This is a genomic window from Paenibacillus sp. PL2-23 (assembly GCF_040834005.1).
GTDB lineage: Bacteria > Bacillota > Bacilli > Paenibacillales > Paenibacillaceae > Pristimantibacillus.
In genome coordinates, this window is sequence record NZ_CP162129.1 from 40,608 (window position 1) to 66,165 (window position 25,558).

24 protein-coding genes and 2 pseudogenes are annotated in these 25,558 nt (G+C 56.2%); all 26 read right to left on the reverse strand.

The window, feature by feature from the left end; all coding sequences use genetic code 11:
• Window positions 1-5 precede the first annotated feature (5 nt).
• Window positions 6-1,586, reverse strand: a complete 1,581-nt coding sequence (locus AB1S56_RS00195) for an anthranilate synthase component I family protein (RefSeq protein ID WP_340872948.1) — start codon at window positions 1,584-1,586, stop codon at window positions 6-8.
• Window positions 1,587-1,720: 134 nt separating this feature from the next.
• Complete coding sequence (gene cysK, locus AB1S56_RS00200; RefSeq protein ID WP_340872947.1) at window positions 1,721-2,662, reverse strand: cysteine synthase A; 942 nt, start codon at window positions 2,660-2,662, stop codon at window positions 1,721-1,723.
• Between the two features lie 116 nt (window positions 2,663-2,778).
• The gene (locus AB1S56_RS00205; protein WP_340872946.1) at window positions 2,779-2,904 is read right to left on the reverse strand and encodes a hypothetical protein; all 126 of its coding nucleotides are present in this window, start codon (window positions 2,902-2,904) and stop codon (window positions 2,779-2,781) included.
• A gap of 38 nt (window positions 2,905-2,942) precedes the next feature.
• Window positions 2,943-3,896: a peptidylprolyl isomerase gene (locus AB1S56_RS00210; RefSeq protein ID WP_340872944.1), complete on the reverse strand. Its 954-nt coding sequence runs from the start codon at window positions 3,894-3,896 to the stop codon at window positions 2,943-2,945.
• Between the two features lie 34 nt (window positions 3,897-3,930).
• Entirely contained in the window at window positions 3,931-4,821 is an 891-nt protein-coding gene (gene hslO / locus AB1S56_RS00215; protein ID WP_340872943.1) for an Hsp33 family molecular chaperone HslO, read from the reverse strand.
• Window positions 4,822-4,825: 4 nt separating this feature from the next.
• Window positions 4,826-5,596, reverse strand: coding sequence for a type III pantothenate kinase (locus AB1S56_RS00220; RefSeq protein WP_340872942.1), 771 nt, complete (start codon window positions 5,594-5,596; stop codon window positions 4,826-4,828).
• Complete coding sequence (gene nadC, locus AB1S56_RS00225) at window positions 5,593-6,477, reverse strand: carboxylating nicotinate-nucleotide diphosphorylase (RefSeq protein ID WP_340872941.1); 885 nt, start codon at window positions 6,475-6,477, stop codon at window positions 5,593-5,595. Before nadC ends, AB1S56_RS00220 begins: the two co-directional genes overlap by 4 nt.
• Complete coding sequence (gene nadB / locus AB1S56_RS00230; RefSeq protein ID WP_340872939.1) at window positions 6,470-8,083, reverse strand: L-aspartate oxidase; 1,614 nt, start codon at window positions 8,081-8,083, stop codon at window positions 6,470-6,472. The genes nadC and nadB overlap by 8 nt, the downstream gene beginning before the upstream one ends.
• A 59-nt stretch (window positions 8,084-8,142) precedes the next feature.
• Window positions 8,143-9,081, reverse strand: a complete 939-nt coding sequence (gene nadA, locus AB1S56_RS00235) for a quinolinate synthase NadA (RefSeq protein ID WP_340872938.1) — start codon at window positions 9,079-9,081, stop codon at window positions 8,143-8,145.
• A gap of 284 nt (window positions 9,082-9,365) precedes the next feature.
• A pseudogene (locus tag AB1S56_RS00240) lies at window positions 9,366-9,548 on the reverse strand (VOC family protein); the annotation flags it as partial.
• Between the two features lie 170 nt (window positions 9,549-9,718).
• Window positions 9,719-10,837, reverse strand: a complete 1,119-nt coding sequence (locus tag AB1S56_RS00245; protein ID WP_367903408.1) for an RNA-guided endonuclease InsQ/TnpB family protein — start codon at window positions 10,835-10,837, stop codon at window positions 9,719-9,721.
• A 115-nt stretch (window positions 10,838-10,952) separates the two neighbouring features.
• Window positions 10,953-11,177 (reverse strand): annotated as a pseudogene (locus AB1S56_RS00250) (VOC family protein); the annotation flags it as partial.
• A gap of 63 nt (window positions 11,178-11,240) precedes the next feature.
• Window positions 11,241-11,753, reverse strand: a complete 513-nt coding sequence (locus AB1S56_RS00255) for an SRPBCC domain-containing protein (RefSeq protein ID WP_340871548.1) — start codon at window positions 11,751-11,753, stop codon at window positions 11,241-11,243.
• Between the two features lie 78 nt (window positions 11,754-11,831).
• Complete coding sequence (locus AB1S56_RS00260) at window positions 11,832-12,182, reverse strand: metalloregulator ArsR/SmtB family transcription factor (protein ID WP_340871547.1); 351 nt, start codon at window positions 12,180-12,182, stop codon at window positions 11,832-11,834.
• A 699-nt stretch (window positions 12,183-12,881) separates the two neighbouring features.
• Window positions 12,882-13,025, reverse strand: a complete 144-nt coding sequence (locus AB1S56_RS00265; RefSeq protein WP_340871546.1) for a hypothetical protein — start codon at window positions 13,023-13,025, stop codon at window positions 12,882-12,884.
• Window positions 13,026-13,049: 24 nt separating this feature from the next.
• Window positions 13,050-14,012 carry an ABC transporter permease gene (locus AB1S56_RS00270; protein WP_340871545.1) on the reverse strand — a complete coding sequence of 321 codons (963 nt, stop codon included), beginning with the start codon at window positions 14,010-14,012 and terminating at the stop codon, window positions 13,050-13,052.
• Between the two features lie 2 nt (window positions 14,013-14,014).
• Window positions 14,015-15,079 (reverse strand): ABC transporter permease, encoded by a 1,065-nt coding sequence (locus tag AB1S56_RS00275; RefSeq protein ID WP_340871544.1) that lies wholly within the window; start codon window positions 15,077-15,079, stop codon window positions 14,015-14,017.
• A 6-nt stretch (window positions 15,080-15,085) separates the two neighbouring features.
• On the reverse strand, window positions 15,086-16,621 hold the full coding sequence (locus AB1S56_RS00280) for an ABC transporter ATP-binding protein (protein ID WP_340871543.1): 1,536 nt from the start codon (window positions 16,619-16,621) through the stop codon (window positions 15,086-15,088).
• Window positions 16,622-16,734: 113 nt separating this feature from the next.
• Complete coding sequence (locus AB1S56_RS00285) at window positions 16,735-17,772, reverse strand: BMP family protein (RefSeq protein ID WP_340871542.1); 1,038 nt, start codon at window positions 17,770-17,772, stop codon at window positions 16,735-16,737.
• 257 nt (window positions 17,773-18,029) lie between these two features.
• Window positions 18,030-20,024 carry an ATP-dependent zinc metalloprotease FtsH gene (gene ftsH, locus AB1S56_RS00290; RefSeq protein ID WP_340871540.1) on the reverse strand — a complete coding sequence of 665 codons (1,995 nt, stop codon included), beginning with the start codon at window positions 20,022-20,024 and terminating at the stop codon, window positions 18,030-18,032.
• Window positions 20,025-20,122: 98 nt separating this feature from the next.
• Window positions 20,123-20,662 carry a hypoxanthine phosphoribosyltransferase gene (gene hpt / locus AB1S56_RS00295; RefSeq protein WP_340871538.1) on the reverse strand — a complete coding sequence of 180 codons (540 nt, stop codon included), beginning with the start codon at window positions 20,660-20,662 and terminating at the stop codon, window positions 20,123-20,125.
• Between the two features lie 49 nt (window positions 20,663-20,711).
• Window positions 20,712-22,127, reverse strand: coding sequence for a tRNA lysidine(34) synthetase TilS (gene tilS / locus AB1S56_RS00300; protein WP_340871537.1), 1,416 nt, complete (start codon window positions 22,125-22,127; stop codon window positions 20,712-20,714).
• Between the two features lie 91 nt (window positions 22,128-22,218).
• Window positions 22,219-23,145 (reverse strand): serine/threonine protein kinase, encoded by a 927-nt coding sequence (locus tag AB1S56_RS00305; protein ID WP_340871536.1) that lies wholly within the window; start codon window positions 23,143-23,145, stop codon window positions 22,219-22,221.
• Window positions 23,129-23,902: a vWA domain-containing protein gene (locus AB1S56_RS00310; RefSeq protein WP_340871535.1), complete on the reverse strand. Its 774-nt coding sequence runs from the start codon at window positions 23,900-23,902 to the stop codon at window positions 23,129-23,131. The genes AB1S56_RS00305 and AB1S56_RS00310 overlap by 17 nt, the downstream gene beginning before the upstream one ends.
• Window positions 23,903-24,151: 249 nt before the next feature.
• Complete coding sequence (locus AB1S56_RS00315; RefSeq protein WP_340871534.1) at window positions 24,152-24,832, reverse strand: DUF4956 domain-containing protein; 681 nt, start codon at window positions 24,830-24,832, stop codon at window positions 24,152-24,154.
• A 13-nt stretch (window positions 24,833-24,845) separates the two neighbouring features.
• Window positions 24,846-25,556, reverse strand: a complete 711-nt coding sequence (locus tag AB1S56_RS00320; protein ID WP_340871533.1) for a polyphosphate polymerase domain-containing protein — start codon at window positions 25,554-25,556, stop codon at window positions 24,846-24,848.
• Between the last annotated feature and the right edge of the window lie 2 nt (window positions 25,557-25,558).

A 25,558-nucleotide genomic window follows, 5' to 3' on the forward strand; every position in this document is an offset into this window, starting at 1 on the left:
CCCCGCTACAGGGCCGCCTCCGTCTGGCGCTCGCTGTATTCGATGGCCTTCCACAGCGCCTTCGCCTTGCTGAGCGACTCCGTGTATTCCCTCTCGGGGTCCGAGTCGATGACGATGCCGGCACCCGCTTGGATATGAACTTGTCCATCCTTCAGGGCCATCGTTCTAATAATAATATTAAATTCCATATCCCCATTATAGTCAATCCATCCAAGCGAGCCTGTATACGGCCCTCTGCGGACCGGCTCCAGCTCCTCGATAATTTCCATCGTGCGAATCTTCGGCGCCCCTGTGATGGTGCCGCCAGGGAAGGTGGCCGCGATAACGTCGTAAGCGTCCTTGCCCTTCGCCAGCTCTCCCTCCACCTGAGAGACGAGATGCATGACATGGGAATAATATTCGATCACCATCAGCTCTTTCACCTGGACGGTGCCATACGTCGATATGCGTCCGAGGTCGTTGCGCTCCAGGTCAACGAGCATAATATGCTCCGCCCGCTCCTTCTCGTTCGTGCGCAGCTCCTCCGCGAAGCGCAGCTCCTCCTCCTCCGTCCGCCCACGGCGGCGGGTGCCCGCGATTGGGCGCGTCGCCAGCTTGCGGTCCCGCAGCTCTACCAGCAGCTCAGGGGAAGCCGACACCAGCTGGAAGTCGGGGCAGCGCAGGAAGCCCATGTATGGCGACGGATTCACCAGGCGCAGCCACTCATACAGCTCCTCCGGCGAGGATGCCACTTCCCGGGTCTGCCGCTGCGACAGGTTCACCTGGAACACGTCACCCTGGCCGATATAGCGCTGGATCGCCTCCACGGCGCTCATGTAGCGCTCCTTGGTCGTTGGCGATGTGATGCCCGCGAACGCCTCCAGATCCATCTGCAGCGATTCGCCCTCCATCAGCGAGAGCCGGGCGGCGCGCTTCTTCTCCGCGCGCTCCAGCGCCTTGCCCTCCTCGAACCAGGTGAGCCAATAATCCGCCATGCCCTCCGCACGCGACGCGGCGCGTTCATACACCGCCTGCAGCTCACTCTCCGACTGGCCCAACGAGACGGGGCTATGCACGACGCAATACACCACGGCTCGCTTCGCATCTACGATCCAGATTTCATTCATCCGCAGGAACAAATAGTCCGGCAAAGCCAAGTCATCCTCCGCGATAGACGGCAGCCGCTCGATGCTGCGAATGACATCGTAGCTCCAGTAGCCTGCGCAGCCTCCCAGCCATTTCGGCGCGTCCTCGCCGATGAGACGCGGACCGCAGCCGTCGCTCATCCAGGCGCGTACGACATCCAGCGGCTTGCCCTTCCATGTCTTGCGCTCCGGTGTATGCTCGTCCAGCTCATGGAAGCGAATTGACTCCGCCTGCTCGCCCTTGCCACGGATGACGCCCTCCGGATGGAGGCCCAGATACGTATAACGGCCATCCTTGCCGCTCTCCAGCACGAATGCGTACGGCGAGGCGTCCTGCCAAGCCTCCTCCCATGACACGATGCCGCCCGCCCCCTGACGGAGCGTCAGCTCCTTCACGAGCGGCAGCGTCGTATATTTCTCTTCGGCGCGCCACCGAAGCCACTGTTCCCAAGGGGTGACCATGGTCCCCGCCCTCCGATCTTCTTGCTTTATTTTCGCTCAGTATACAGAATCACGGGACAAAAGAAAAGTGCCCTCCATTCCGAAGAATGGAAGGCCCTCGATCCGCGAACCGATAGGATTCGCGAGGATATGAATTAGTTCTCGAAGTTGAACAGCGGTGTGGACAGGTAACGTTCGCCGTTGCTTGGTACGATCGCAACAACGCGCTTGCCCTTGCCCAGCTCCTTGGCTACCTTCAGAGCGGCGAAGATCGCTGCGCCGGAGGAAATACCGCACAGAATGCCCTCTTCCTTGGCCGCGCGGCGAGCGTGCTCGAACGCATCGTCGTTCTCGACGGTGATGACGCCGTCATAGATTTCGCGGTTCAGGATGTCCGGCACGAAGTTGGCGCCGATGCCTTGAATTTTGTGCGGGCCAGGGTTGCCGCCAGACAGCAGCGGGGAAGCCGCCGGCTCAACCGCGTATACCTTAACGCCAGGGAAGTTCTGCTTCAGCACTTCGCCTGCGCCGGAGATTGTGCCGCCAGTGCCGATGCCCGCGATGAACGCGTCCAGCTTGCCGTCCAGGGAATTGATTGCTTCCACGATTTCAGGGCCAGTCGTCTCGCGGTGAATCTTCACGTTCGCTTGGTTCTTGAACTGCTGCGGCATGAAGTAGGAAGCGTTCTCCTTCACCAGCTCCTCCGCCTTGCGGACAGCGCCGTTCATACCCTCGGAGCCTGGCGTCAGCACCAGCTCAGCGCCGTAAGCGCGAAGCAGGTTGCGGCGCTCGATGCTCATCGTCTCAGGCATAACAAGAACAGCCTTGTAGCCCTTGGCTGCTGCGACCATAGCAAGACCGATGCCTGTGTTGCCGCTTGTCGGCTCCACAATTGTTGTTTCTCCAGCCTTAATCAGGCCTTCCTGCTCTGCCACCTCGATCATGCTGATAGCGATGCGGTCCTTCACGCTGGCACCCGGGTTCTGGTACTCCAGCTTCACATAAATCTCTGCGCTGTCTTCAGGCACGAGACGGTTCAAACGTACGAGGGGTGTATCTCCGATCAATTCAGTTACGCTTTGCACAATTTTCGCCATGGGAAGAAAGGCCTCCTTATTCCGACTAAAATAGTTGGTTTTGATTACTACCATCTTAACAATGTGAAGCTTCGATTGTCAATAGCATCTTTCTGTGCGCCGTGTCAAGCGACGTGCTATGCTCTATGCCAAGCACAACGCCAAGCCCGTGCCTTGCGCCGCGTCAAGCCCCGTGCCATACCAAACGCTGTGCCTTGCGCCGCGTCAAGCACCGTCCCATACATCATGCCAAGCCCAGCCATCGCAGAAGCCTCCTTGCGGCCAAGCCTTCTTGCAGCCGTTACTTCATAATGACCGCATCATGCTTGGCCAGAAGCTCTTCCTCCAGCTCTTGCTGCGGCTTGGCCAGCTCCAGCACCAGGTCCCTGCGCGCCAGCTCGTACAGCCGCTCGCCCGTCGGCGCGGACGTGGCCTCCATGCCCGCCAGCTCCAGAATGGCATAGCCCTGCTCCAGCTCGATGGGGCCCGCGATCTCCGCCAGCTCCATATTGGCAGCCGCCTCCAGCACTGCGGCGTCGTAGAAGGGATCGTCCGCGTCGATCAGACCCAGGTCTCCACCGTTCTGCGAGGTGAATTCATCTATAGAATATTGGCTGGCCAGCTCCGCGAATACTTCGCCATTCTCCAGCCTGCTCATGATCCCATTCGCTTGCACCCACGTTGTTGTGACAATCCACCGCAGATGATATCGCCGCTTCTCGCCATACCGCTCCGGGTGCTCCGCTATGTATTGGTCGATCTCCTCGTCCGAGACGGGAATATCCCGCATGGCGATCCTCTCAAGCAGCAGACGGTAGCGGATTTCCTCCCACACCTGCTCCTTGGACATGCCAAGCTGCTCCTTCATGAACGTGTAGAACTGCTCCACGCTCTCATAGCCCTCCGCCGAGCGCTGCAGCTCGCGGTCGATATCCCCTTGGCCGACCGATAGTCCAGCAGACTCGGCCTCCGCATCAATCGCGTGCCTGACCATGAGCTGACGAAGCGCGGCGTCGCCGTATTGCCGGATCAGCTCCTCGGTCAGCCGCTCCTTCGTGATGCTACGGCCAGCCACCTGCGCGACGACGCCTTCCTCCTGATTCTCGATCCCCGGCCCGGCAGGCTTGTCCACGTCCCGGGCAGGACCGGCCGCTCCGGGCACCGGCCAGAGCTTAACCATCACGAAGCCGGCCAGCGCGATCATGCAGACGGCTTGCACAATAACGACCGTCTTCAGAATCTCATTACTCTTCATAGCCTGGACTGCCCTTCTCTCCTTGCTTGGTATTTCACTTCGCCTGCTCCAGAAGCCGCTCCAGCTGCTCCCGCCCGAAGACGTACGCCTCGTTGCAGAACGGGCAGACCACCTCTGCTTGCCCATCCTCCTCGATGATGGCGGCCAGCTCGGCCTCTCCAAGGCTGATCAGCGTCTGCTCCACCTTCTCCGCTGTGCACTTGCACTTGAACGTAAGCGGCATGGAATCGTGGATAACCAGATCCTCGTCGCCGACAACCCGCTTCAGCAGATCCTCCGGCCCAGCACCCTCCGCCATAAGGGTCGTAACCGTCGGCATACCGGCAATCGCTTCCTCCAGCCTCGTAATCTCCGCGTCCGTCAAGCCCGGCAGCAGCTGTACGATGAAGCCTCCCGCGTGGAGGACGCTGTTGTCATTCTCCACCAGCACGCCTACTCCGACAGCCGACGGCGTCTGCTCGGACACCGCGAAGTAATACGTGAAGTCTTCGCCAAGCTCGCCCGATACGATCGGCACGCTGCCCCGGTAAGGCTCCTTCAGCCCCAGATCCTTGGTGATATAAATATTGCCCGACGTGCCCACCGCTCCGGCCACATCCAGCTTGCCCTTGTCGTTGCTGCCGTGATGCGCCTGCGGATGGTCCACATAGCCTCGCAGCTCGCCGGCGGCATTCGCGTCGACGACAATTCCCCCAATAGGGCCGTTGCCCTTCACTTGAATGGTCAGCCGCTCGCGCCCCTTCAGCATCGCGCCCATCATCGCGCCAACCGACAGCGTGCGGCCCAGCGCCGCCGTAGCGGTCGGGAAGCTGTCATGCCGGCGGCGAAGCTCTTCTACAATATTCGTCGTGCGAACGGCGAACACGCGAATCTTGCCCTTCCACGCCGTACCCCGGACAAGCACGTCCTGAAGCTGCTCTGCCATATGATTAACCCTCCTGATTGCGTTCGTATATAATGCGAAGCCCTTCCAATGTAAGCAGCGGGTCCACTTCCTCGATCGTCTCCGACTCCGCAGCGATCAGCTCGGCCAAGCCGCCCGTCGCCACCACGCGAGGCGTGACGCCGAACTCGGCCTTGATCCGATTGACGATACCGTCCACCTGTCCCGCATAGCCAAAAATAATACCCGCCTGCATCGACGTCACCGGATTCCGGCCAATGACGCTCTTCGGCTTCGCCAGCTCGATTCGCGGCAGCTTGGCTGCGCGCTGGTACAGCGCCTCCGTCGAGATGCCGATGCCCGGCACAATCGCGCCGCCCAGGTAGCTTCCGCTGGCGTCGACGTAATCGAACGTTGTCGCCGTTCCGAAGTCCACCACGATGAGCGGAGCGCCATATTTCTCAATGCCTGCTACCGAATTGACGATCCGGTCCGCTCCGACCTCGCGCGGATTCTCGTAACGGATATTGAGGCCCGTCTTGACGCCCGGACCTACAACTACGGGATTCCTGCGCACATATTTCAGACACAGCTGCTCCAGCGTACGCATCAGCGGCGGCACTACGGAGGAGATAATGACGCCTTCGATCTGCTCCATCCGCACGCCCGCATAGCTGAACAGGTTGTGTATATTCATGCCGTATTCATCTACCGTAGCGGACCTGTTCGTGCTGAGCCGCCAATGGTAGAGCAGCTCCTTGCCGCGATAGATGCCGAGCACAATATTCGTATTGCCTACGTCAATGACCAATATCATCCCCGGCCGACCTCCTTCTTCTCGTTCAGGTCGAGACTGATGTCCAGCGCCTGGAACGAATACGTCAAGCCGCCGACAGAGATGACGTCAACGCCGCACGCCGCGATGCCGTGAATGGTATCCAGCGTCACGCCGCCTGAAGCCTCCACAATGACATGGGGCGAGCCGGCCTTGATCCGCTTCACCGCTTCCTTCATCATGTCATGCGGCATGTTGTCCAGCATAATGATGTCGGCGCCGCAAGCGAGCGCTTCCTCCACCTGCGCCAGCGACTCCGTCTCCACCTCGATCTTCATCGTATGCGGAATCTGGCCACGCGCCGCGCCCACCGCTTCGGTTATTCCGCCAGCGCCCTTGATATGATTATCCTTGATCATGACGGCGTCGTACAGACCGAACCGATGATTGGCTCCGCCGCCAACCCGCACCGCGTATTTCTCCAGCATGCGATGCCCCGGCGTCGTCTTGCGCGTATCCACCAGCCGCACCGGCAGGCCCTGCAGCGCGTCGACAAAAGCCTTCGTCTTGGTCGCGATGCCCGACAGCCTCTGCATCAGGTTCAGCGCAAGCCGCTCTCCCGTCAGAATGCTGTGCGTGCTGCCTTCCACTTCTATTATAACCGTGCCTCTCGATACGGCGTCGCCATCCTGCGCCAGAGCCCGGAACGTCAGCTCCGGATCTACGACGTCGAATACCAGCTTCGCAACGGGAATTCCCGCGATGATGCCCGTATCCTTCACATGGATAACGGCCTTCGACCTTGAGCCGCGCTTGATGGTTGTCTCCGTCGTAATATCTCCGCTGCCGATATCCTCCGCCAGCCATCTTCCAATTTGCTCGCGCAGCGCAGCATCATAGCCTCCTGCTGTCCACTCAAACATCTTCAATCCGCTCCTCGGTTATGCCTTGCGTCCGGTGCAGCACCGTATGCTTGCGCCAGACAAGATCGTCCCGTGTCGGGAAGTCCTCTCTATAATGCGCGCCCCGGCTTTCCTCGCGCTGCATCGCCGCCTCCGTCGTCAGCAAGGCGCAGGTAAGCAGGTTCGCGAATTCAAATTCCTCCGGCTGCGTCAGAATCGACTGGAAGATCGGCAGCTGACGCTTCAGCTCCTCATGCCCCTTCTTCAGCCCGTTCTCATTCCGTCTCAGCCCCGCATAGCGAACCATAATCTTCTGCAGCTTGAGCCGACGCTCCACTACAGCCTGAATAGGAGCGCTGATGCGCTCTTGCTCGTTGTGGATGCGCGGCTTCGCCTCCAGCTTCGGCAGCGACTCGATCCGCTTCACGATGCGGCGGCCGAACACAATCGCTTCGGACAGCGAGTTGCTGGCCAAGCGATTCGCCCCGTGCACGCCCGTCGAGGACACCTCGCCGCAGGCGAACAGACGCTTGATGTTCGTCTCGCCATTCAGATCGGTACGAACACCGCCCATCATATAGTGCATCGCGGGTGCAACCGGAATCCAATCCGTTGTGAGGTCGAGGCCATATTTGAGACAATATTCGTAAATCGTGGGAAAACGGTGCTTCACCATATCCGCCGATTCATGCGTAATGTCAATGTAGACGAAGGTCGACTTCGTCTCCTCCATCTCGCTGACGATGGCTCTTGCGACAACGTCGCGCGGAGCCAGCTCCAGCTGCTCGTGGTAGCGCTCCATGAACCGCTCGCCCTTCATATTCCGCAGCACCGCCCCTTCGCCGCGCACGGCCTCGGAGATCAGGAATCTCGGCGCTCCCGGGTAACAGAGCGAGGTGGGATGGAATTGTATGAACTCCATATCCCGTATGTATGCGCCCGCGCGGTACGCCATGGCCACGCCGTCCCCCGTCGCCACCTCCGGATTCGTCGTGTAGCGATAGAGCTGGCCGGAGCCGCCTGAGCACAGAATGGTCGCCTTGCCCCGCACAAATATACGCTCGCCGCCCGGCTTCTGCACGATCGCGCCGCAGCATTCTCCGTCCTCGGTCACAAGGTCAATGACAAAATGCTCGTCCCACACCTCGATGTTCGGATTCGCTACCGCCGTCTCCGACAAGGCCCGTACAATCTCGAAGCCCGTTGCATCGCCGTTAGCATGCAGGATGCGGCGCTGGCTGTGGGCGCCTTCCTTGGTCAAGGCGAACTCGCCATTCTCCTGATCGAACTGGGTGCCCATATTAATGAGGCTTTGTACGCCGCGCGGTCCCTCATGAACCAGCACGTTAACCGCCTCGTGATCGCATAGGCCCGCTCCTGCAATGAGCGTGTCCTGGCGGTGGTAGGCCGGTGAATCCTCATCGGAGAAGACGGCCGCAATGCCGCCCTGAGCGTAACGGGTATTGCTGTCGAGCAAGGATTTTTTGGTGATCATGAGCACATGATGGCGATTACTTGCCCGTATAGCGGTAAAAAGACCGGCAATGCCGGCCCCGATGACGATGACGTCTGTCTCCAGCACAGGCAGCTGGTCCAGCTCCACGTCGACCAAATATCTTGGAATCATGCTTCGGAATCCTCCAGAATGGAATAATGAGTGAGTTTGCGGGCATGAAGCAGCGCATGCTACTTCACCAGCAGCATGCGCTCCAATGACAACCGGGCTTTGTCCGCAACGGCAGGCGGCACATAAATTTGAGGCTGCATCGTCTCCAGACATTTGACCAGCTTCTTCAGGTTGTTCACCTTCATGTTGGGGCAGACCAGATATTTGGACGCGAAGTGGAATGTCTTGTCCGGGCTGTCCAGGCGCAGCTGGTATCCCGTTCCGTCCTCCGTGCCGACGATAAATTCCTTGCAGTCGGATTCCTTGCAATATTTGAGAATCGCGGTCGTGCTGCCTACGAAATCTCCCAGCTCCACAACCTCAGGACGGCATTCCGGATGCACAACGAATTGCGCGTTCGGATACTTCGCCTTCATCTCCTCGACGTCCTTGACCGTCAGCATGTCATGCGTATTGCAGTAGCCTTCCCAGATGATCATCTTCTTATCGGTATGCTGCTGCACGTAGTGGCCCAGGTTCTTGTCCGGCACCCAGATTACCTCGTCGCCCTCCACCGAATTGACGACCTTCACCGCATTGGCCGACGTACAGCAAATATCGGTCTCCGCCTTGATCTCGGCCGACGAGTTGATATACGTAACCACCTTCGCGTTGGGATGCTGCGCCTTCAGCTTGCGAAGACCGTCCACATTCACCATGTCCGCCATAGGGCAGCCCGCGCGTTCGTCAGGAATAATAACCGTCTTGTTCGGAGCCAGAATCTTCGCGCTCTCTCCCATAAAGTGCACGCCGCAGAACACGATCGTCTCCGCGTCCGTCTCAGCAGCCTTCTGCGCCAGCAGGAAGGAATCGCCGCGGAAATCCGCCACCTCCTGAATTTCGTCGCGCTGATAGTAATGAGCAAGAATAATGGCGTTGCGTTCCTTCTTCAATTGCATCAGCCGTTCACGCAGCTCGCGGTTCTGCTCCGCCTTGCGTTCCAGTGCCAGTGCTTCCACGATGACCCACTCCTCTTATAGGAAAAAAATTCTCGGTGCCAAATAAAAATATCGTTTAAGGCAATCGTTCGACCGACTTTGTGAAATGATGCACAAACTTAGGAAGCCGCTTACCTATAGTTTAAACCAAAAGGGATAAATTCATTTGATTAAGATTTAATTTACTCCTGTTAGATAGGTCTGTCAATGGATGATTGCTGATTTGGAGCAAACAAAGGGATATGGCTTACAAAAAGAAGCTTGTCCGTGGCGGACAAGCTCCTCATGGCTGGGTAAGCTCCTGGCTAGGCGAGGTTCAACTGCCAGCTCACGCCAAAGCGGTCGGATACCCAGGCGAACTTCTGGCTGAAGCCATAGCTGCCGAGCGGCATCAGCACACTGCCATCTTGGCTGAGCTTGGCGTACAGCGTATCCAGCTCCTCCTCGCTGTCGCAGGTAACGTACAGGGAGATAGCAGCTGTAAAAGTAAGTCAATGACCCCCACTTAACTAACGTTTGAAGTGGGAGCTTGTAACGACCCGATCGTACGAACGTCTTGCGACTCCGATCTTTTGGCGTTCCGAAGAACGTGGTGTTACATCCTCGAGTAAGCCTTCGCCTACCAATGGGCAGATTGACAGCTGCCCTGCAAGCCTAGTCATGCTAAGCCTGCACCTTCAAGAAGGTACTCTTTTCCCTTCAAACAGAGATTCATGGCGCCGATCCGGTCATCATTGCTTGCATATCCGCATGCCTGGCAACGAAAGCGATGCCTGCGTTTATCCCGGTTTTCTTTGGCCGTGTGGCGGCATAGGGGACACGCTTGCGAAGTGTGCTTCGGATCCACGGCTATCACCATCGATCCTGCAAGCTTCGCCTTATACGTCACCATCTGACGCAGCTGATAGAACGCCCACGATACCGTCACATACCGATACTTCAGCTTTGCCTTTTCCGCCCTGCGGCGGATCCCTGTCAAATCCTCCAGCACAAACAGCGTATTCGCCCCATATCGGGTAACGAGTGCCTTACTTACCTGATGGTTCACATCGGTCATCCAGCGGTTTTCTCGTTCTCCGATTTGCTTCAGCCTGCGGCGGGACGAAGCCGTTTGTTTGCGTTGCAGCTCGGAACGCAATCGTTGGTAGTTGGCTCGTTTGTGTTTGAGCTCCCTTCCTCGAAAAAACAGCGTTCTCCCCTCGGTGTCATACACCGTAGCTACAAAGTTGATGCCCAGATCAATCCCTGCAACGTGTTCAATCTCCTTAAGCTCAGGAGAGGCCATTTCCTTAGACACTGGAATATGCAAAAACCACTTCTGTTTTTTGCATACCAGCTTGGCTGTACCGAATGTCCATGTGCCGTCGAAATAGGTCTCCATTCCTTTGGCTTCGAAGGGAATCTTAATGCGGCCTTGCAGCGTATTGACGGAGAATAGCTTTGCGCTTAGCGAGTAATCCCGTCTCCAGACGAGATCGTATTCCGGCTTCTTAAATTGTATGCGTGTCCAAGCATGTCCGCTGCTCAAGATGGTCTTGTATTTAGCCCGTACCGTTTTCAATACCGACTGAGCCATTTGAGAGCGCAGGCCCATCGTGCTGCGCAGGGTTCGATACGTCATTCGGTGCAGGGCAGACTGCCGGCGCTCGCTCGTCTCAAACACAAGGGCAGAGACAAAATTACAGCCTTGACGATAAGCGATCATCGTTTGTTGCAGGGCCATCATTTGACTTTCTGACGGTTTGATTTTGATTTTCGCCGTCACGGTAACGATCATATGTTCGCCTCCTCGCTATGCTAATTTTAGCATAGTAGGGAGAACAAGAACACACCAAATATCATTCCGGCTAATGCCGGACGCCCATTCCTCCCCCGCTTATAGAAGACGGGAGTATCCTGGGCGATATTGATGAATGCTTCACATTGCTGTCAATGCACATATATTCCTGCCCCTTCAGCGTAAAGGTAGCCGCGATGACCGAGCCTTCTGCACCGGGGCCCTCTGGACCGTAGTACGCGACGTTTAACACCTCGGAATTCGGAAACAGCGAGACGTAGAAGTTCATCGCTTCTTCAGCCTGTCCCTCGAACATGAGGAACGTGTGGATTTTTTGCATGCTGCATACACTCCAATCATCATTTATTTGTTATGCGTTTGTCTGTCCGTCAATGGGCTTGCCTTAATTGCTGTTTGGCATAACGGGCGTAATCCCTTGCTCCACAAGCATCTGAAGGCCAAGGAACATATAATGCCAGCCATGCTGCGACTGATCGTGGAACTCCTCCATCGCTTTGCGTGTATCGGCCTCGGTCCAGCCTTCCTCCACAGGCACGTGAATGTGCTGGGTGAACACCATTTTGCACCCTTCCTCAGTCGGCTTGATCTCTACGATAATGGTATCCTCGTTCTGGCTGAACTGCGGCATCTGGAACGTAAACACCAGCTTCGTCGGCCGCTCCACGGTCACATACCGGCCAATCGCGCGATACTCCACTCCGTCCCTCTCATCGACAATCTCCCATTCCCCGCCGACACGAGGATCGCTGACCGCCGATTTGTTCGTCGCATCCATGGTCATCAGCCACTTACGCATCATAACGGGATTGATCCAAGCGTCGAACAGCTTCTCAGCCGGTACCTTGAACTCTCTTACCATGATCAGATCTGTACGAGCATTCGTTTGCTTAACCATTAGAACCTCGCTCATCCTCTCTTATTCATCTCGTTCCTTCATCTCATTAGAAGCTTCTCCGACAACTGCCCTACAAATTCAGCTGTCCTCCTCTCCTTCAAGCAGCGCTTTCTCCAGCGCATCGAACCTTGACGACCAGTAACGTTCGTAGAAGCTAAGCCACTTCATCGCCTGCGCCATCGTAGCCGACTCCAGGCTGCAGTAGTGCGTCCGGCCTTGCACAGATCGTCGGAGCAGCCCAGCATGCTCCAGCACCTTCACATGCTTGGACGCCGCCGCAAGCGACATGTCGAACGGCTCGGCAAGCTCGGATACCGTTCGGTTCCCCTGTGTCATCAGCCGCAGCATCCCCCTGCGAGTCGAATCCGACAAAGCGTGGAAGATCTGATCCAGCTTCTCTTCATTTTGCTCATCCATATATTCAACCATATGGTTAACTATACCCCGCGAGCAGGCAAAAGTCAACCGTTTGGTTGAATATCGTGCGTATGGGGCTGTTACGATCCCACGGAGAGTGTCGATTTAATGTGGACATTGAATCTTCTTGCCTCATTTGCGCCCCTCAGATGGATTTTTAATGACAGTTGAATCTAATGATTAAAAGAAAATCGATCTGAGGGCAGTTGAGAAACAAGATGAAAAGCTGTCCACAATTAATAGACACTCTCCCTCGTGTCGCTATTGCGCGTGCAGGTGCCTCATTGGCTGCAACAACGACATCCCGTGTCGTTGTTGGTCAAACTAGCTGCTCGTTCGGCCCAACTACGATCCCTCGTGTCGCTATTGCGCGTACAGGTGCCCCAGTTACTGCAACAACGACATCTCGTGTCGTTGTTGGTCAAACTAGCTACTCTTTCGGAACAACTACGATTCCTCGTGTCGCTATTGCGCGTGCAGGTGCCTCATTTGCTGCAACAACGACATCTCGTGTCGTTGTTGGTCAAACTAGCTACTCTTTCGGACCAGCTACGATCTCTCGTGTCGCTATTGTGCGTACAGGTGCCTCAGTTGCTGGAACAACGACATCCCGTGTCGTTGTTTAACAAACAAGCTACTCTTTCGGAACAACTACGATCCCTCGTTCGTGTCACCACAAAAAAAGCAGAAGCGAAGGCGACACCCTGCCTTTCACTTCTGCTTTCCCCATCCCTGCATATCCTCTACCTGCAGCAATTCCTGCCTGGCCTGCATATCCTCTACCCGCAGCATTTCCTGCTTGGCCTGCATATCCTCTACCCTCAGCATTCCCTGCTTGGCCTGCATATCCTGCATGCCAACACACAGACACCCAACAGCCTACCGCCGAGCTGGATCATAAGGCTGGCCGAGCGCCGAGGGGGCGCTGGACTTGCCGACTGCGGCAGCCAGGACGATCAGCGTCAGGACGTACGGCAGCATGTAGAATACCTCTGTCGGCAGATCCTTGGACCAATCGAACAGCTGCGCGAAGTTTTTGAGCGCCTGGGCGAATCCGAAGAATACAGCCGCACCGGCAAGCCCGTACGGATTCCACTTGCCGAAGATCAGCGCGGCCAGAGCGATGAAGCCTTGGCCGGATATCGTATTGTGGGCGAAGCTGCTTGTTGTGGTCAGCGTAATCGTCGCCCCGCCGAGACCCGCGAGGGCTCCGCTGAGCATGACGCCGATGTAGCGGTACTTCGTCACGCTGATGCCCACCGTGTCGGCTGAGCTGGGATGCTCGCCGACCGCTCGCAGACGAAGGCCGAACGGCGTCTTGAACAGCACAAAAGCGCTGATCAGCACAAGAATAATAACGATATACGTCGTCGGATACGAATGGAATACGCCTTCCCCGATGATCGGAATTTCCGATAGGAACGGGATCGTCACCTTCGAGAACACTTCGGTCAACTGGCTTGTCTGAGCGGAGCCTTCATACAGGCTGCGAGTGAAATACACCGCGCCGCCCAGCGCCAGAATATTGATGACGACGCCCACAACCGTCTGATCGGACTTGAACGTAATCGTCGCTACCGCATGGAGAAGCGATACCAGCACGCCGAATACGATCGCTGCCAGCAGTCCCATCCATGGAGAGCCGCTGCCCATGCCCGCTTGCGTCGCGTAGTCCGTGCCTACCGCTGCGGCGAATGCGCCCGTTACCATCAAGCCCTCCAGGCCAATGTTCACAACGCCCGATCGTTCCGAATACATGCCGCCCAACGCAGCGAAGATGAGAGCGGTCGAGAACACAAGCGTATTGTTAAGCAGATTGCCCAGCACATCCAATAAGTTCATGCTTACGCCGCCTCCTTCCGCTTCGCCCTGAACGGCTTAATGATATATTTCACAATGCCGTTCGCCGCTACAAAGAAGATGACGGAGCCGATGACGATCCGTATAATCTCCGAAGGCACGCCCGTGAAGTTCATACCGCCTGAGCCGTAGCTGAGGCCGCCGAACAATATCGCGCCCAGCAGCACGCCAATCGGCGTATTGCCGCCAAGCAGCGCAACCGCGATACCGTCGAAGCCATAGCCGGGAGAGCCCGCCATAATAGTCTGGTTGCCGAATACGCCGAGCACCTCGAATACGCCGGCCAAGCCCGCGAACACACCGCTGATGAACATGGACTTCACGACCGTCCGGTTCACGTTAATGCCCGCATACAGCGCCGCATCCGGGTTGTGGCCAACCGCGCGCAGCTCATAGCCTTGCTTCGTTCTCCACAGCAGCAGGTAGAAGATGAGAACGCAGGCCAGCGCGACGAAGGTGCCCCAATGCATTCTTGCCTTGTCCATCAGCTCCACCAGCCAGTCTATCGACATCGAAGCCGAATCCGGAATGGCCTTGGATTTCATCTGTCCCTTCTCCAGCAGGTAGGTCGAAACAATGTAATTCGACAGATACAAGGCTGTCCAGTTCAACATGATGGAGGAAATAACCTCGTTCACGCCCCGCGCCGCCTTCAAGTAGCCGACGATGCCGGCCCAGATCCCGCCGAACAGCGCGCCTGCGAGAATGGCGAGAGGGCCGTGAATGAACCACGGCAGATCGAAGGACACGCCCACGATCGTCGCGCCGGTCATACCCATGATGAACTGGCCTTCCACCCCGATATTAAACAAGCCCGTCCGGAAGGCGAACGCAACGGCCAGACCGGTCAGAATTAACGGAGATATCGCCCGAATCGTCTCTCCCAAATGATACGGGCTGCCCACAACACGATCGACTAGCGCTCCGTACGCCTCGATGGGATCATAGCCGCCCGCAAGCATGGCGATGGCGCCAATCAGGAGACCGAGCAGGATGGACACCAGAGGAACGATAAGCGAGGTGTTGAATATTTTTTTGAACGTATCCATAGCCGCCTATAACCCCTTCCCTGCATGCTCGACGTTGCCGGCCATCATGAGACCCAGCTGCTCGTCATTGCGGTGATCCGCATCCACTTCTCCAACCAGCCTGCCCTCGTACATCACGGCAATCCGGTCAGACAACGCGTACAGCTCGTCCAGCTCGAACGAAATCACCAGCACCGCCTTGCCCTCGTTGCGCGCCTCCACCAGCCGCTTGTGCACGAACTCAATAGCGCCGATATCCAGACCGCGAGTCGGCTGCACCGCGATGATCAGATCGGGGTCCTTGTGCATTTCCCGCGCAATAATGGCCTTCTGCTGATTGCCGCCGGACAACGCGCGCGCATACGTATGGATGCCGGACGTCCGCACGTCGAACTCCTGCACCAGCTTCTCCGTCAGGCTGTCCATTGCCTTGAAATCGATAAAACCCGCCTTGCCGTATTCCGGTTCAAAATAAGTCCCAAGAATCATATTCTCGCTGAGCGAGAAATCAAGCACCAAACCATGCTTATGGCGGTCCTCCGGAATATGGCCGACGCCTGCCGTAGATACCGCGCGCGGTGAGGCATTCGTCAAGTCGCGGCCATTCAGCTTCACGCTGCCGCCCTGCAGCTTGCGCATGCCCGTAATCGCATAGATCAGCTCGCTTTGTCCGTTGCCATCCACGCCCGCAATACCGAATATTTCCCCTGCCCGCACTTGGAAGCTGGCACCGTCGAGCGCCATATTGCCTTGCTCGCCCTTCATTTGAAGGTTCTCTACGGACAACACAACCTCGCCCGGCTCCTTCTTCGTCTTCTCGACCTTGAAGTTCACATCGCGGCCGACCATAAGCTCAGCCAGCTGGCGCTCGTTCGTCTCGCTGGTCTTCACCGTGCGGATGACCTTGCCTCTGCGGATAACCGTAACGGAATCCGATAGCGCCATAACTTCCTTGAGCTTGTGAGTAATAATGATAATGGACTTGCCCTCGGCCGCCAGGTTGCGAATAATGACGAGCAGCTCCTCGATCTCCTGTACCGTCAGCACGGCAGTCGGCTCATCGAAGATCACGATCTCGGCGCCGCGGTATAACGTTTTCAGAATTTCGACCCGTTGCTGCATGCCTACCGTAATATCTTGAATCCGCATCTGCGGACTTACTTTCAGACCATAGCGCTCGGAGATGGTTCTCACCTTCTCGTTCGCGAGCTTATAATCGATTGTCATACCCTTCTTGGGCTCGCTGCCAAGCACAATATTCTCCGAAACCGTGAAGGGCTGGACAAGCTTGAAATGCTGATGCACCATGCCGATGCCCAGCTCAATTGCCTTAGAGGCGCCGTCGATGACGGTTTTGTTGCCGTTAATCCAAATTTCGCCTTCATCCGGCTGATACAAGCCGAACAGGATATTCATAAGCGTCGATTTGCCTGCGCCGTTCTCTCCGAGCAGCGCGTGAATCTCGCCCTTCTTCAGCTCGAAGTCGATGGAATCGTTGGCCACCAAGCCAGGAAATCGCTTCGTTATGCCTTTCAGCTGTACGACAGCCCCGCTCTGATTCATGCTTTGATCATCTCCCGGGTTATCATCAGAGTTCAATATCAGAGAAACAGGACAAGACCGGCTCATGCCGGTCTTGCCTCTTGGACCCATGCCTTGCTTAGCGTGATGTCAGCCTATTCAGCAGGTACTGTAATTTCACCGCTGACGATCTTCGTTTTGTACTCTTCAACCTTCTCCAGTACATCGGCAGGCACATTCTTCGTGGATGTCTCAGGCAACCCAACCGCATTGTCCTTCAGACCCAGCTCCTGTGTCTTGCCGCCTTCCCACTTGCCGTCGATGAGATCCTTCGACACCTTATATACCGCTGTCTCTACGCCCTTCATCATCGACGTCAGCGTCACTTCGTCGCCGAATTCCAGCGATTGGTCCTTATCTACGCCGATGACCCATACATCCTTGCCACTCTTCTTGCGCTCAGTCGCCTCATTGAACACGCCGTTGCCCGTACCGCCGGAAGCGTGGAAAATGATATCTACGCCATCGTCATACATAGTAGCCGCGATGCTCTTGCCTTGGTCCGGCTTGTCAAAATTACCCGAGTATGTAACGGTAACCTTCGCGTCTGGGTTAACAGCTTCAACGCCCGCCAGGAAGCCCTTCTCGAAGCGAGTAATAACAGGGATCTCCATGCCGCCTACGAAGCCAATCTTGTTGGTTTTGGTCATTAGACCGGCAACCACACCTACCAGATAGGAGCCTTCATGCTCCGCGAATGTAACGGAGGTTACGTTCGGCGCTTCAATAACGGCGTCGATAACCGCCAGCTTCGCGTCTGGATTATCAGCCGCAACCTTCGTCAGAGCGTCGGTGAACAGGAAGCCGATACCCCAAGTCAGATTGTACCCATCACGAACGAAGCTGTTCAGGTTCGGCTCCATGTCGGCTTCGCCCTTACTCTCCAAGAACTGTGTTTTTGCTCCTGTGTCAGCGTTCAGATTCTTCAGTGCTTCCCACGCGCTTTGGTTGAACGACTTATCGTTAACCCCGCCTACGTCTGTAACCATACCAATCTTGAAGTCCTTGCCGCTTCCGTCGGATACGGCACCTCCTTCATTGTTTGTTCCGCCGTTTGTGTCTTGTCCGCAAGCGGATAGGACGAGAGAAATCGCTACGACGAGCATAAGCATAAAGCTTAACGATTTTTTCATGCTTCTGGTCTCCCCTTCATCTTATAGAATGTGTTGCAGCATAAATCGGCTTCGATATAGCCTTACCCTTACAGTATTGCTTATCCAAGCCGCTATTATTTCATTATAATGACAAAAATATTTCCGTCAACAACATTGTGTCAACTACAATAACACTTACATACCACCGCTGTGTCACGTTTATGTAATAAAGTAAATTGTTATTCACACACAAACGTCCCGCTGCTCCTCTGTGGAACACCGGGACGATGCTGTTGCTATTTCTTGTCGGGATCTTCTGGCTCGCCAGGCGCGTTATCCTGCGGCGGAGCCGCTTCGTCGCGTGGCTGGATGCGAACCTTCACATCGCCAATCTCGTCGATAATCGGAGTCGCTGCGTTCTCTGCCGGCGCGGAGCCTTCTGGATCCGAGGATCCGCTCTCGCCGATCGAGCCGTTCTCGATCAGATTCTTGATCTGATCCATCTCCAGCGTCTCTTCCGTCAGTAGCGTCTGAGCAATCAAATGCATCTCCTTGCTCTTCTCCGTCAGAAGCTTCTTCGCTCTGTCGTAGCACGCGTTAATAATCGACTGCATCTCCTGATCGATCTCATACGCGATCGCGTCGGAGTAGTTCTGCTCATGGCCAATGTCGCGGCCCAGGAATACCTGGCCCTGCGAGCTGCCGAACTGCATAGGGCCGAGCCTGTCGCTCATGCCGTATTCCATAATCATGCTGCGGACGATACCCGTCGCGGACTTGAAGTCGCTGTAAGCGCCGGTGCCGATCTCGCCAATGTATACTTCCTCCGCTACGCGTCCTGCCAGAAGCCCCGTCACCTTGTCGAGAAGCTCCTGCTTCGTGACCAGCATGCGGTCTTCCTTCGGCAGCATAATAACGTAGCCGCCCGCGCGTCCGCGAGGAATAATCGTAACCTTGTGAACCTGATCGGCATGCTCCAGGAAGAAGCCCGCGATCGTATGGCCCGCCTCGTGATAAGCGACGATCCGCTTCTCGCGGTCGCTGATGACTCGGCTCTTCTTCTCGGTGCCCACGATGACGCGGTCAATCGCGTCGTCGATGTCGACCATGTTAATTTCCTTCTTGTTGCGTCTTGCGGCGAGCAACGCCGCTTCATTCAGCAGGTTCTCCAGATCCGCTCCGCTGAAGCCTGTCGTGCGGCGGGCGATTACGTCCAGCTTCACGTCGCCAGTCAGCGGTTTGTTGCGGGCATGAACCTTCAATACCGCTTCGCGGCCCTTCACGTCCGGACGGTCAACGGTAATCTGACGGTCGAAGCGTCCTGGACGAAGCAGCGCAGGGTCAAGAATATCCGCGCGGTTCGTCGCGGCGATAATGATAATGCCTTCATTGGAGCCGAAGCCGTCCATCTCGACCAGCATCTGGTTGAGCGTCTGCTCGCGCTCGTCGTGACCGCCGCCAAGTCCGGCGCCGCGCTGGCGGCCCACTGCGTCGATCTCATCGATAAAGATAATACAAGGCGCGTTCTTCTTGGCGTTCTCGAACAAGTCCCGCACGCGGGATGCGCCGACACCGACGAACATCTCCACGAAGTCAGAGCCGGAGATGCTGAAGAACGGCACGCCTGCTTCCCCTGCAACGGCTCGGGCAAGCAAGGTTTTACCGGTACCCGGAGGACCGACAAGCAATACGCCCTTCGGAATGCGAGCGCCTACGAGGTTGAACTTGCGAGGATCCTTCAGGAAGTCGACGACCTCCACCAGCTCCTGCTTCTCCTCGTCCGCGCCGGCCACGTCCTCGAACGTAACCTTCTTCTTCTCTTCATTGTACAGACGCGCGCGGCTCTTGCCGAAGTTCATCACTTTGCCGCCGCCGCCCTGCGCCTGATTCATCAGGAAGAAGAACAGCACGATCAGCAAGATGAACGGAATAATCGACGTCAGGAACGTGACCCAGAAGCTAGGGGTATCCATCGGCTCGGCTGTATACTCGAATCCGTATTGTTCCTCCCAATCCGTCAGCTTCTCAGCCGCGTCTACGCTGATGCGGGTTGTAAAGCTCTCGTTCTCCGCATCCTCAGGCTTCTCTTTATATTCACCCTTGATGTAATACGTTTCTTTGTCGTACTTTGCAGCAATTGAGGCTACATTCCCCGATTCCATGACGGTACGAAATTCATCGTATCTGAGTTCTTTGGCGTTGTCCCCTTGACCGCTAATATATTGGAATACACCAACGGTTACCAAAAAGATGATTAAATAAAATCCAGTGTTTCGGATGATCCGATTCATCCCCTACCTCCTCTCAGACGCTTTAAATATTTTACCATAGCATGACTTTCCATCACAATAGAGGCTGCTGGAGGGGACATGTACGGCACTTGCGCGACTTATTTCTCGTAAACCTGGGGCTTCAGGATTCCAATGTATGGAAGATTGCGGTATTTCTCGGCAAAATCCAGGCCATAGCCCACAACAAACTCGTCAGGCAGCGTAAAGCCCTTGTAATGCGGCTTCAGGTCAACCGTGCGGCGAGCCGGCTTGTCGAACAGCGTGACGACCGTGACGGACCCCGCGCCTCTATGCTCCAGCACGTCGATCAGGTAGCTCAGCGTCAGGCCGCTGTCGATAATATCCTCGACGATCAGGACATCTCGTCCCTCAACCGAAACGTCGAGATCCTTAATAATCTTGACGACGCCGGAGGATTTGGTGGAGGCGCCGTAGCTCGATACCGCCATGAAGTCGATTTCCAGCGGTACCGTAATGGTCTTCACCAGGTCGGACATAAAAATAAACGCGCCTTTGAGGACGCAAATAACGAGCGGGTTGCGCCCCTCGAAATCCGCGCTCAGCAAAGCGCCAAGCTCCCTTACCTTTGCACCTATCTGCTCTTCGCTGTATAGAACTTCTTTAATGTCGTTCTGCAAAGTAGAATCCTCCCACACTTACCTATGTTTATGTGAATACCTGTGTTACTTATTCGTTGCGCGCCGCAATACGCAGCACTCTTCTGCTGTCGCTGCCAGCAAGCGCATGAGAGGACCTGCGAATGCCCGGTATCCAGAGCAGCCTGCCGTCCGCATCGCACAGCAGCGGATACTGCTCTCTTCGAGAGGGCGGTATCTTCTCGTCAACGAACATATCTTGCACTTTTTTCGAGCCATTTAATCCTAAAACCTGAATCCGGTCTCCCGGCAGCCTGCTTCGCACATGAAGCGGATAGCTGAGCCCGTCTGCATCGAAGCACGCCTCCATGCGGGAATGCGGCTTCTCGCCCGCGCCGTCCAGCCAATCCAGCCGGAAGCTCCAGCCCCCGGGCAGTCCGCAGAGCGCCTCGGTTCCCTCCGGCACAAGCAGATCGAACGGCTTCCCGGCGCTCCAGCTCGCAGAGATATCGAACCAGCGCATCGTCTCATATTCCCTGACGCACCGGACACCTCCGGACGCGTCCATCCGCCAAGTAGCGGGCGCCTCCTGGGATGCCGCCAGCCGCATCGTCTCGACGCTGCTGTAGGATACATTTTCCGTTTCCTGCGAAAGATAACTTAATATTAGTTTAATCAATCTCCTTTGTAAAGCGACGTGCAAGCCCCGCAGCTCCGCGCAGCTTATGGCGAATTGCCCGTCCTTCCGGGTCACGAGCCGATCGAACAATTCCGATGCCTGCCGCGCCATGAAGTCATCCTCCGCTCCCGCCACCTCCGCCAGCCGCTGCAGGGTAACCGGCAGCTGCGGATTGAATTGCGAGAGATAGGGAATGACATCGAGTCGTATCGTATTGCGGAGGTAGTAACGCTCCTGATTACTGCTGTCCGCGCAATAAGGTATAGCTTGCTCTTCGCAATAGCGAAGAAGGTCTGACTTGTTCATACGCAGCAGCGGTCGAATGAGTTGCACATTTTTTTGGCTGCGGATACTGCTCATGCCAGATAGACCCGTCAAGCCCGAGCCGCGAAGCAGCCGCATAAGCACCGTCTCGGCCTGATCGTCCGCGTGATGCGCCAGAGCGATTCGCTCGGCGCCGTGCAGCGCCGCCGTCTCCAGCAGGAACCTGTACCTCTCCTCCCGCGCAGTCGACTGCAGGTTCAGCCGGTTCTCTACTATATAAGCAGCCAGCTCCAGCGTAACGGTCTCGCACGCCAGTCCCAGCGCTTCCGAGTAGGCGCGCACAAGCTCCAGCTCGCGGGCGGACTCCTCCACTCGGAAGCCATGATTGACGTGGCCTACAACCAGCGTCAGCCGCTGCTCGCGCGAGAGCGAGTGAAGCATGTGCAGCAAGGCCATGGAGTCGGGACCTCCAGACACAGCGACAACGACCCGGTCTCCGGGCCGCCACAGCCTTCTGGAAGCCGCCTCCCGGGCCAGCTCCTGTACAAGCGGATGTAATAACATGATGCGCTGCCCTCCTCTAACGCTGCTTTGCTTTGCCATGACGCTATCCTGACGCTGCATGCCATTCCGGCTCGTCCACCTTCCTCTATCTCTACAGGAAGATGTTCACGACCAGCCAGAAGATCGACGCGGCCAGCAGGAAGCCTGATGTAGCGGCTAGTCCCTTGAGCCATCCCGGCAGCGACGAGCTCCGGCGCGTATCCCGCCGGTGCAGCAGGATGCGCCACGCCTCCGCGCCCTCCACGGCGTCCCCAAACTGCCCGTCCAAGGCCCGGCGCAGCCAGCCCATGACCGGCTTAAGCGCGGGATTCGCCTGAGCAACCGCCATCAGCTCGTCGATGGAGCGGTTCTGTGGAAGCAGCTCCTTCGTCAACGCATGGAGGCGCTTCGGCTCATGCAGCTGTATGCAGAGCACGGCGAAGGAGAACAGATCGTACTTCGCGTCCGCGGCTCGCGAGCCGCCATTCCAATAGCCGCGATCGTAGATTTCCGTGAACTGCCGGATGCTTTTGCCCGCTGCCGTAACGCCGCCGTAATCGACCAGCTCCACATGTCCGTAGTCCGCCACCATCACATTCTCGACCTTGAGGTCTCCGAACACCCAGCCGGCCCGGTGCAGCTTCGCCAGCTTCCCCAGCAGATTGAGGGCGACCAGCGGGAACCATTCCGCTCCCTGCTCCTTCAGGTAGCTGGCCAGCGTGGAGCCTCTGACATAGCGCATGATGTAGAATGAATATTCCCGCCCGTCCGGCCCGTACAAGTCGTCGACATCATACAGGAACGGCTCCGAGCCGGCGCCGCGCTGCTTGTCCAGCGACTTCATCACGTTAATCTCCGACTGCAGATCGACGGCATCCGCTCCAACCTTCATGGCGAACCATTCCCGTTCTCTCTGCACGAGATACACCTTGCCATTTGCCCCTTCGCCCAGCAGCCGCTCCACGCGGTATTTGCCCAGCTTCCACTTGCCAACGACGATCGCGCCGCGGCGCAGCTCCAGCTTAAACGACGTAGTCACCTAACATCCCATCCGTTTCTTCTCTTCCTCTTCGAGCGTGATCACCCGGCATGCCGTAGCTGCTGCCTCGCTCCCCGGCTTGTCCAGCCTGTCCGCCGCGGTAATACTCCACTACCTGCATAATCGCGGGACCCGTCGGCGTCGTCCCCCCCATCTGCAGCTTGGGGAAGATCGAGTGCACGCCGTTCAAGTGGCTGGTCCACGAGAGGTCCATCACACAATCATCCCCATGCCTGGAGCCGGGAAAATGGAACACCGCTATCTCACTCTTACCCTGCCTGGCCTGCAGGCTAAGCATCAAATCGCGAATAGCCTCCTCCACTGCGGCCAGCTTCGGCTTCATGCTTGCGCTGGCGTCGATGAGCAGCGCCACCTGCAGCCCGGAAGTCTCGCCCAGCTCGTCTATGACGCGTACAACCTCGCCTCGCTTCTCCGGCGGCAGCGCCTCGATGGAGCCGTTGCCGAGCACATGCTTCAGCTCCTTCTGGACAGCAAGCTGAATCGTCTGCACGACCGTCTTCCTCGTCATCATCTGCACCGTCTGCGACAGCTGCCGCATGTTCACCAATCGGCTCAAGCCGCCGCCCGCGCGCGCAATCTCCTCGATCTCCGCCGCACCTAGCTCGCCTACGTCGCCATGATCCAGCACGCCTACTACGTTGACGTTAATGCCCTCCGACTTGGCATGCGCCGCCGCCACCACGGGACTGAGGCCCACATTGGAGCAGCCGTCTGTAATGAGCAATATTTGTTTCATAACCGTTATCCCTCCGTCACAATGGAATGCTGAATATTATGTCTCTCTATCAGCTTTGCCCGTTTGGTGAGAGATAAACGCTTCTAGTCTATCAATTATGGTTCATTATAGCACAGCGCCTTCCAACTCTCACCAGCTTTTACATGCAGGGTGTACAGTTGCATTCTCGCCATAGACGCAAGAAAACCCCGAATTTGCCGCCCAGGGCGTCCGAGGTTTTCTATAAAACCAGATACAAAATGCTTAGTATTACTGTGCGTAATCACCTGAATAATTAATGAGCGACACGTCGTGCACGCCCTCGATCTGGCTCAATCGCTGGACAAACGCCGTGTTGTCGTCCCGCAGCATAATCTCGACTGTTATTTCTACAAAATCTTTACGGACGGTCTTCGACTTCAGCTTGGTGTTCAACTTGCGCATCTGCACGCGAAGCTCTCCTGTAGCTTCATCCGTATGTCTGACGATAAGCAGATACGCTTGCTCGCGAACCTTCCGTTTGGACAACCAGAAGAGAGTTAAACCAAGAATCAGGGATCCGCCAAGCGCGAGCGGATACATCTTGGCGCCGCTCGCGATACCTGCCGAGATAGCCCAGAACATATAGACAATGTCGAGCGGATCTTTCACGGCAGTACGGAACCTGACGATACTGAGCGCTCCTACCATACCTAGAGACAAGACAATATTCGTGCTAATCGTCATAATGATTAGGGAAGTAATCATCGTCATTAATACGAACGACACGTTATAGTTGTAACTGTACACCACACCCCTGAACGTCTTACGGTATACCCAATAAATAAATAAGCCGATTATAAACGCGCAGAGCAGACCAAGAAACATATCCACATACGAAATGCTTCGGAAGGACTCCAGATGCAATACGCTCTTTTTTATGACATCTTGAAAATTAATGGCATCTCCCATAACAGCTAAGCCCCTATTCTTTAAAATGCTTCAAGTTAACTTCCTTGCAAATGACGTATTTCGAGATAGAGGAACGAACATGATGATCGGGTTTTACAACCTGTCGCACATGATCCGCCAAAAATGAATCGAACTTCACTTCCAGTATGGTTCTGGGCGCATCTATTGCTTCCTCCAGAACTAGATGGGGGTCAAATATATCAAATGTGTTCGTCCCCGCCGACAACTTCTTGTCAAATGTTATACGCACATTTCCAAACTCGTAAATGTAGGCTGCCCGCCAATAATCAACGATAGCTGCAGGCCGGAAACTCCTGTGAGCAAGCGCGGAATAAAATTCCACCAGCAGCATTTCGTCTTTACGCAAGAGGCAGTCATAGTCGCCGTTCAAAATGTCGTCGTACTCGCTGCGAGTGATGCGCGCTGATTCCTTACGCACATAATCTCCGAATTTGCTTTTCCTCTCAACACTGATGTAATCATCGCTGCCGTTGTACGCCCTAATCCGGTACTTATCCCGCTTAAATTCACCATTATTCTTATCATGCAGCGCATGACGGTGCGGACTGTCAAAGTACAGGCTTCGAATATTATAGCCTTCGCTGCTTACCGAATGCGGGTCCAATGCGAGCAACGACGACACTCTATGATGCAGAGCCACGTAATCATGAAGATGCAAATAATATTTATGCTCCGTCCGAAACTTGCCTGCGGATCTAACCATGA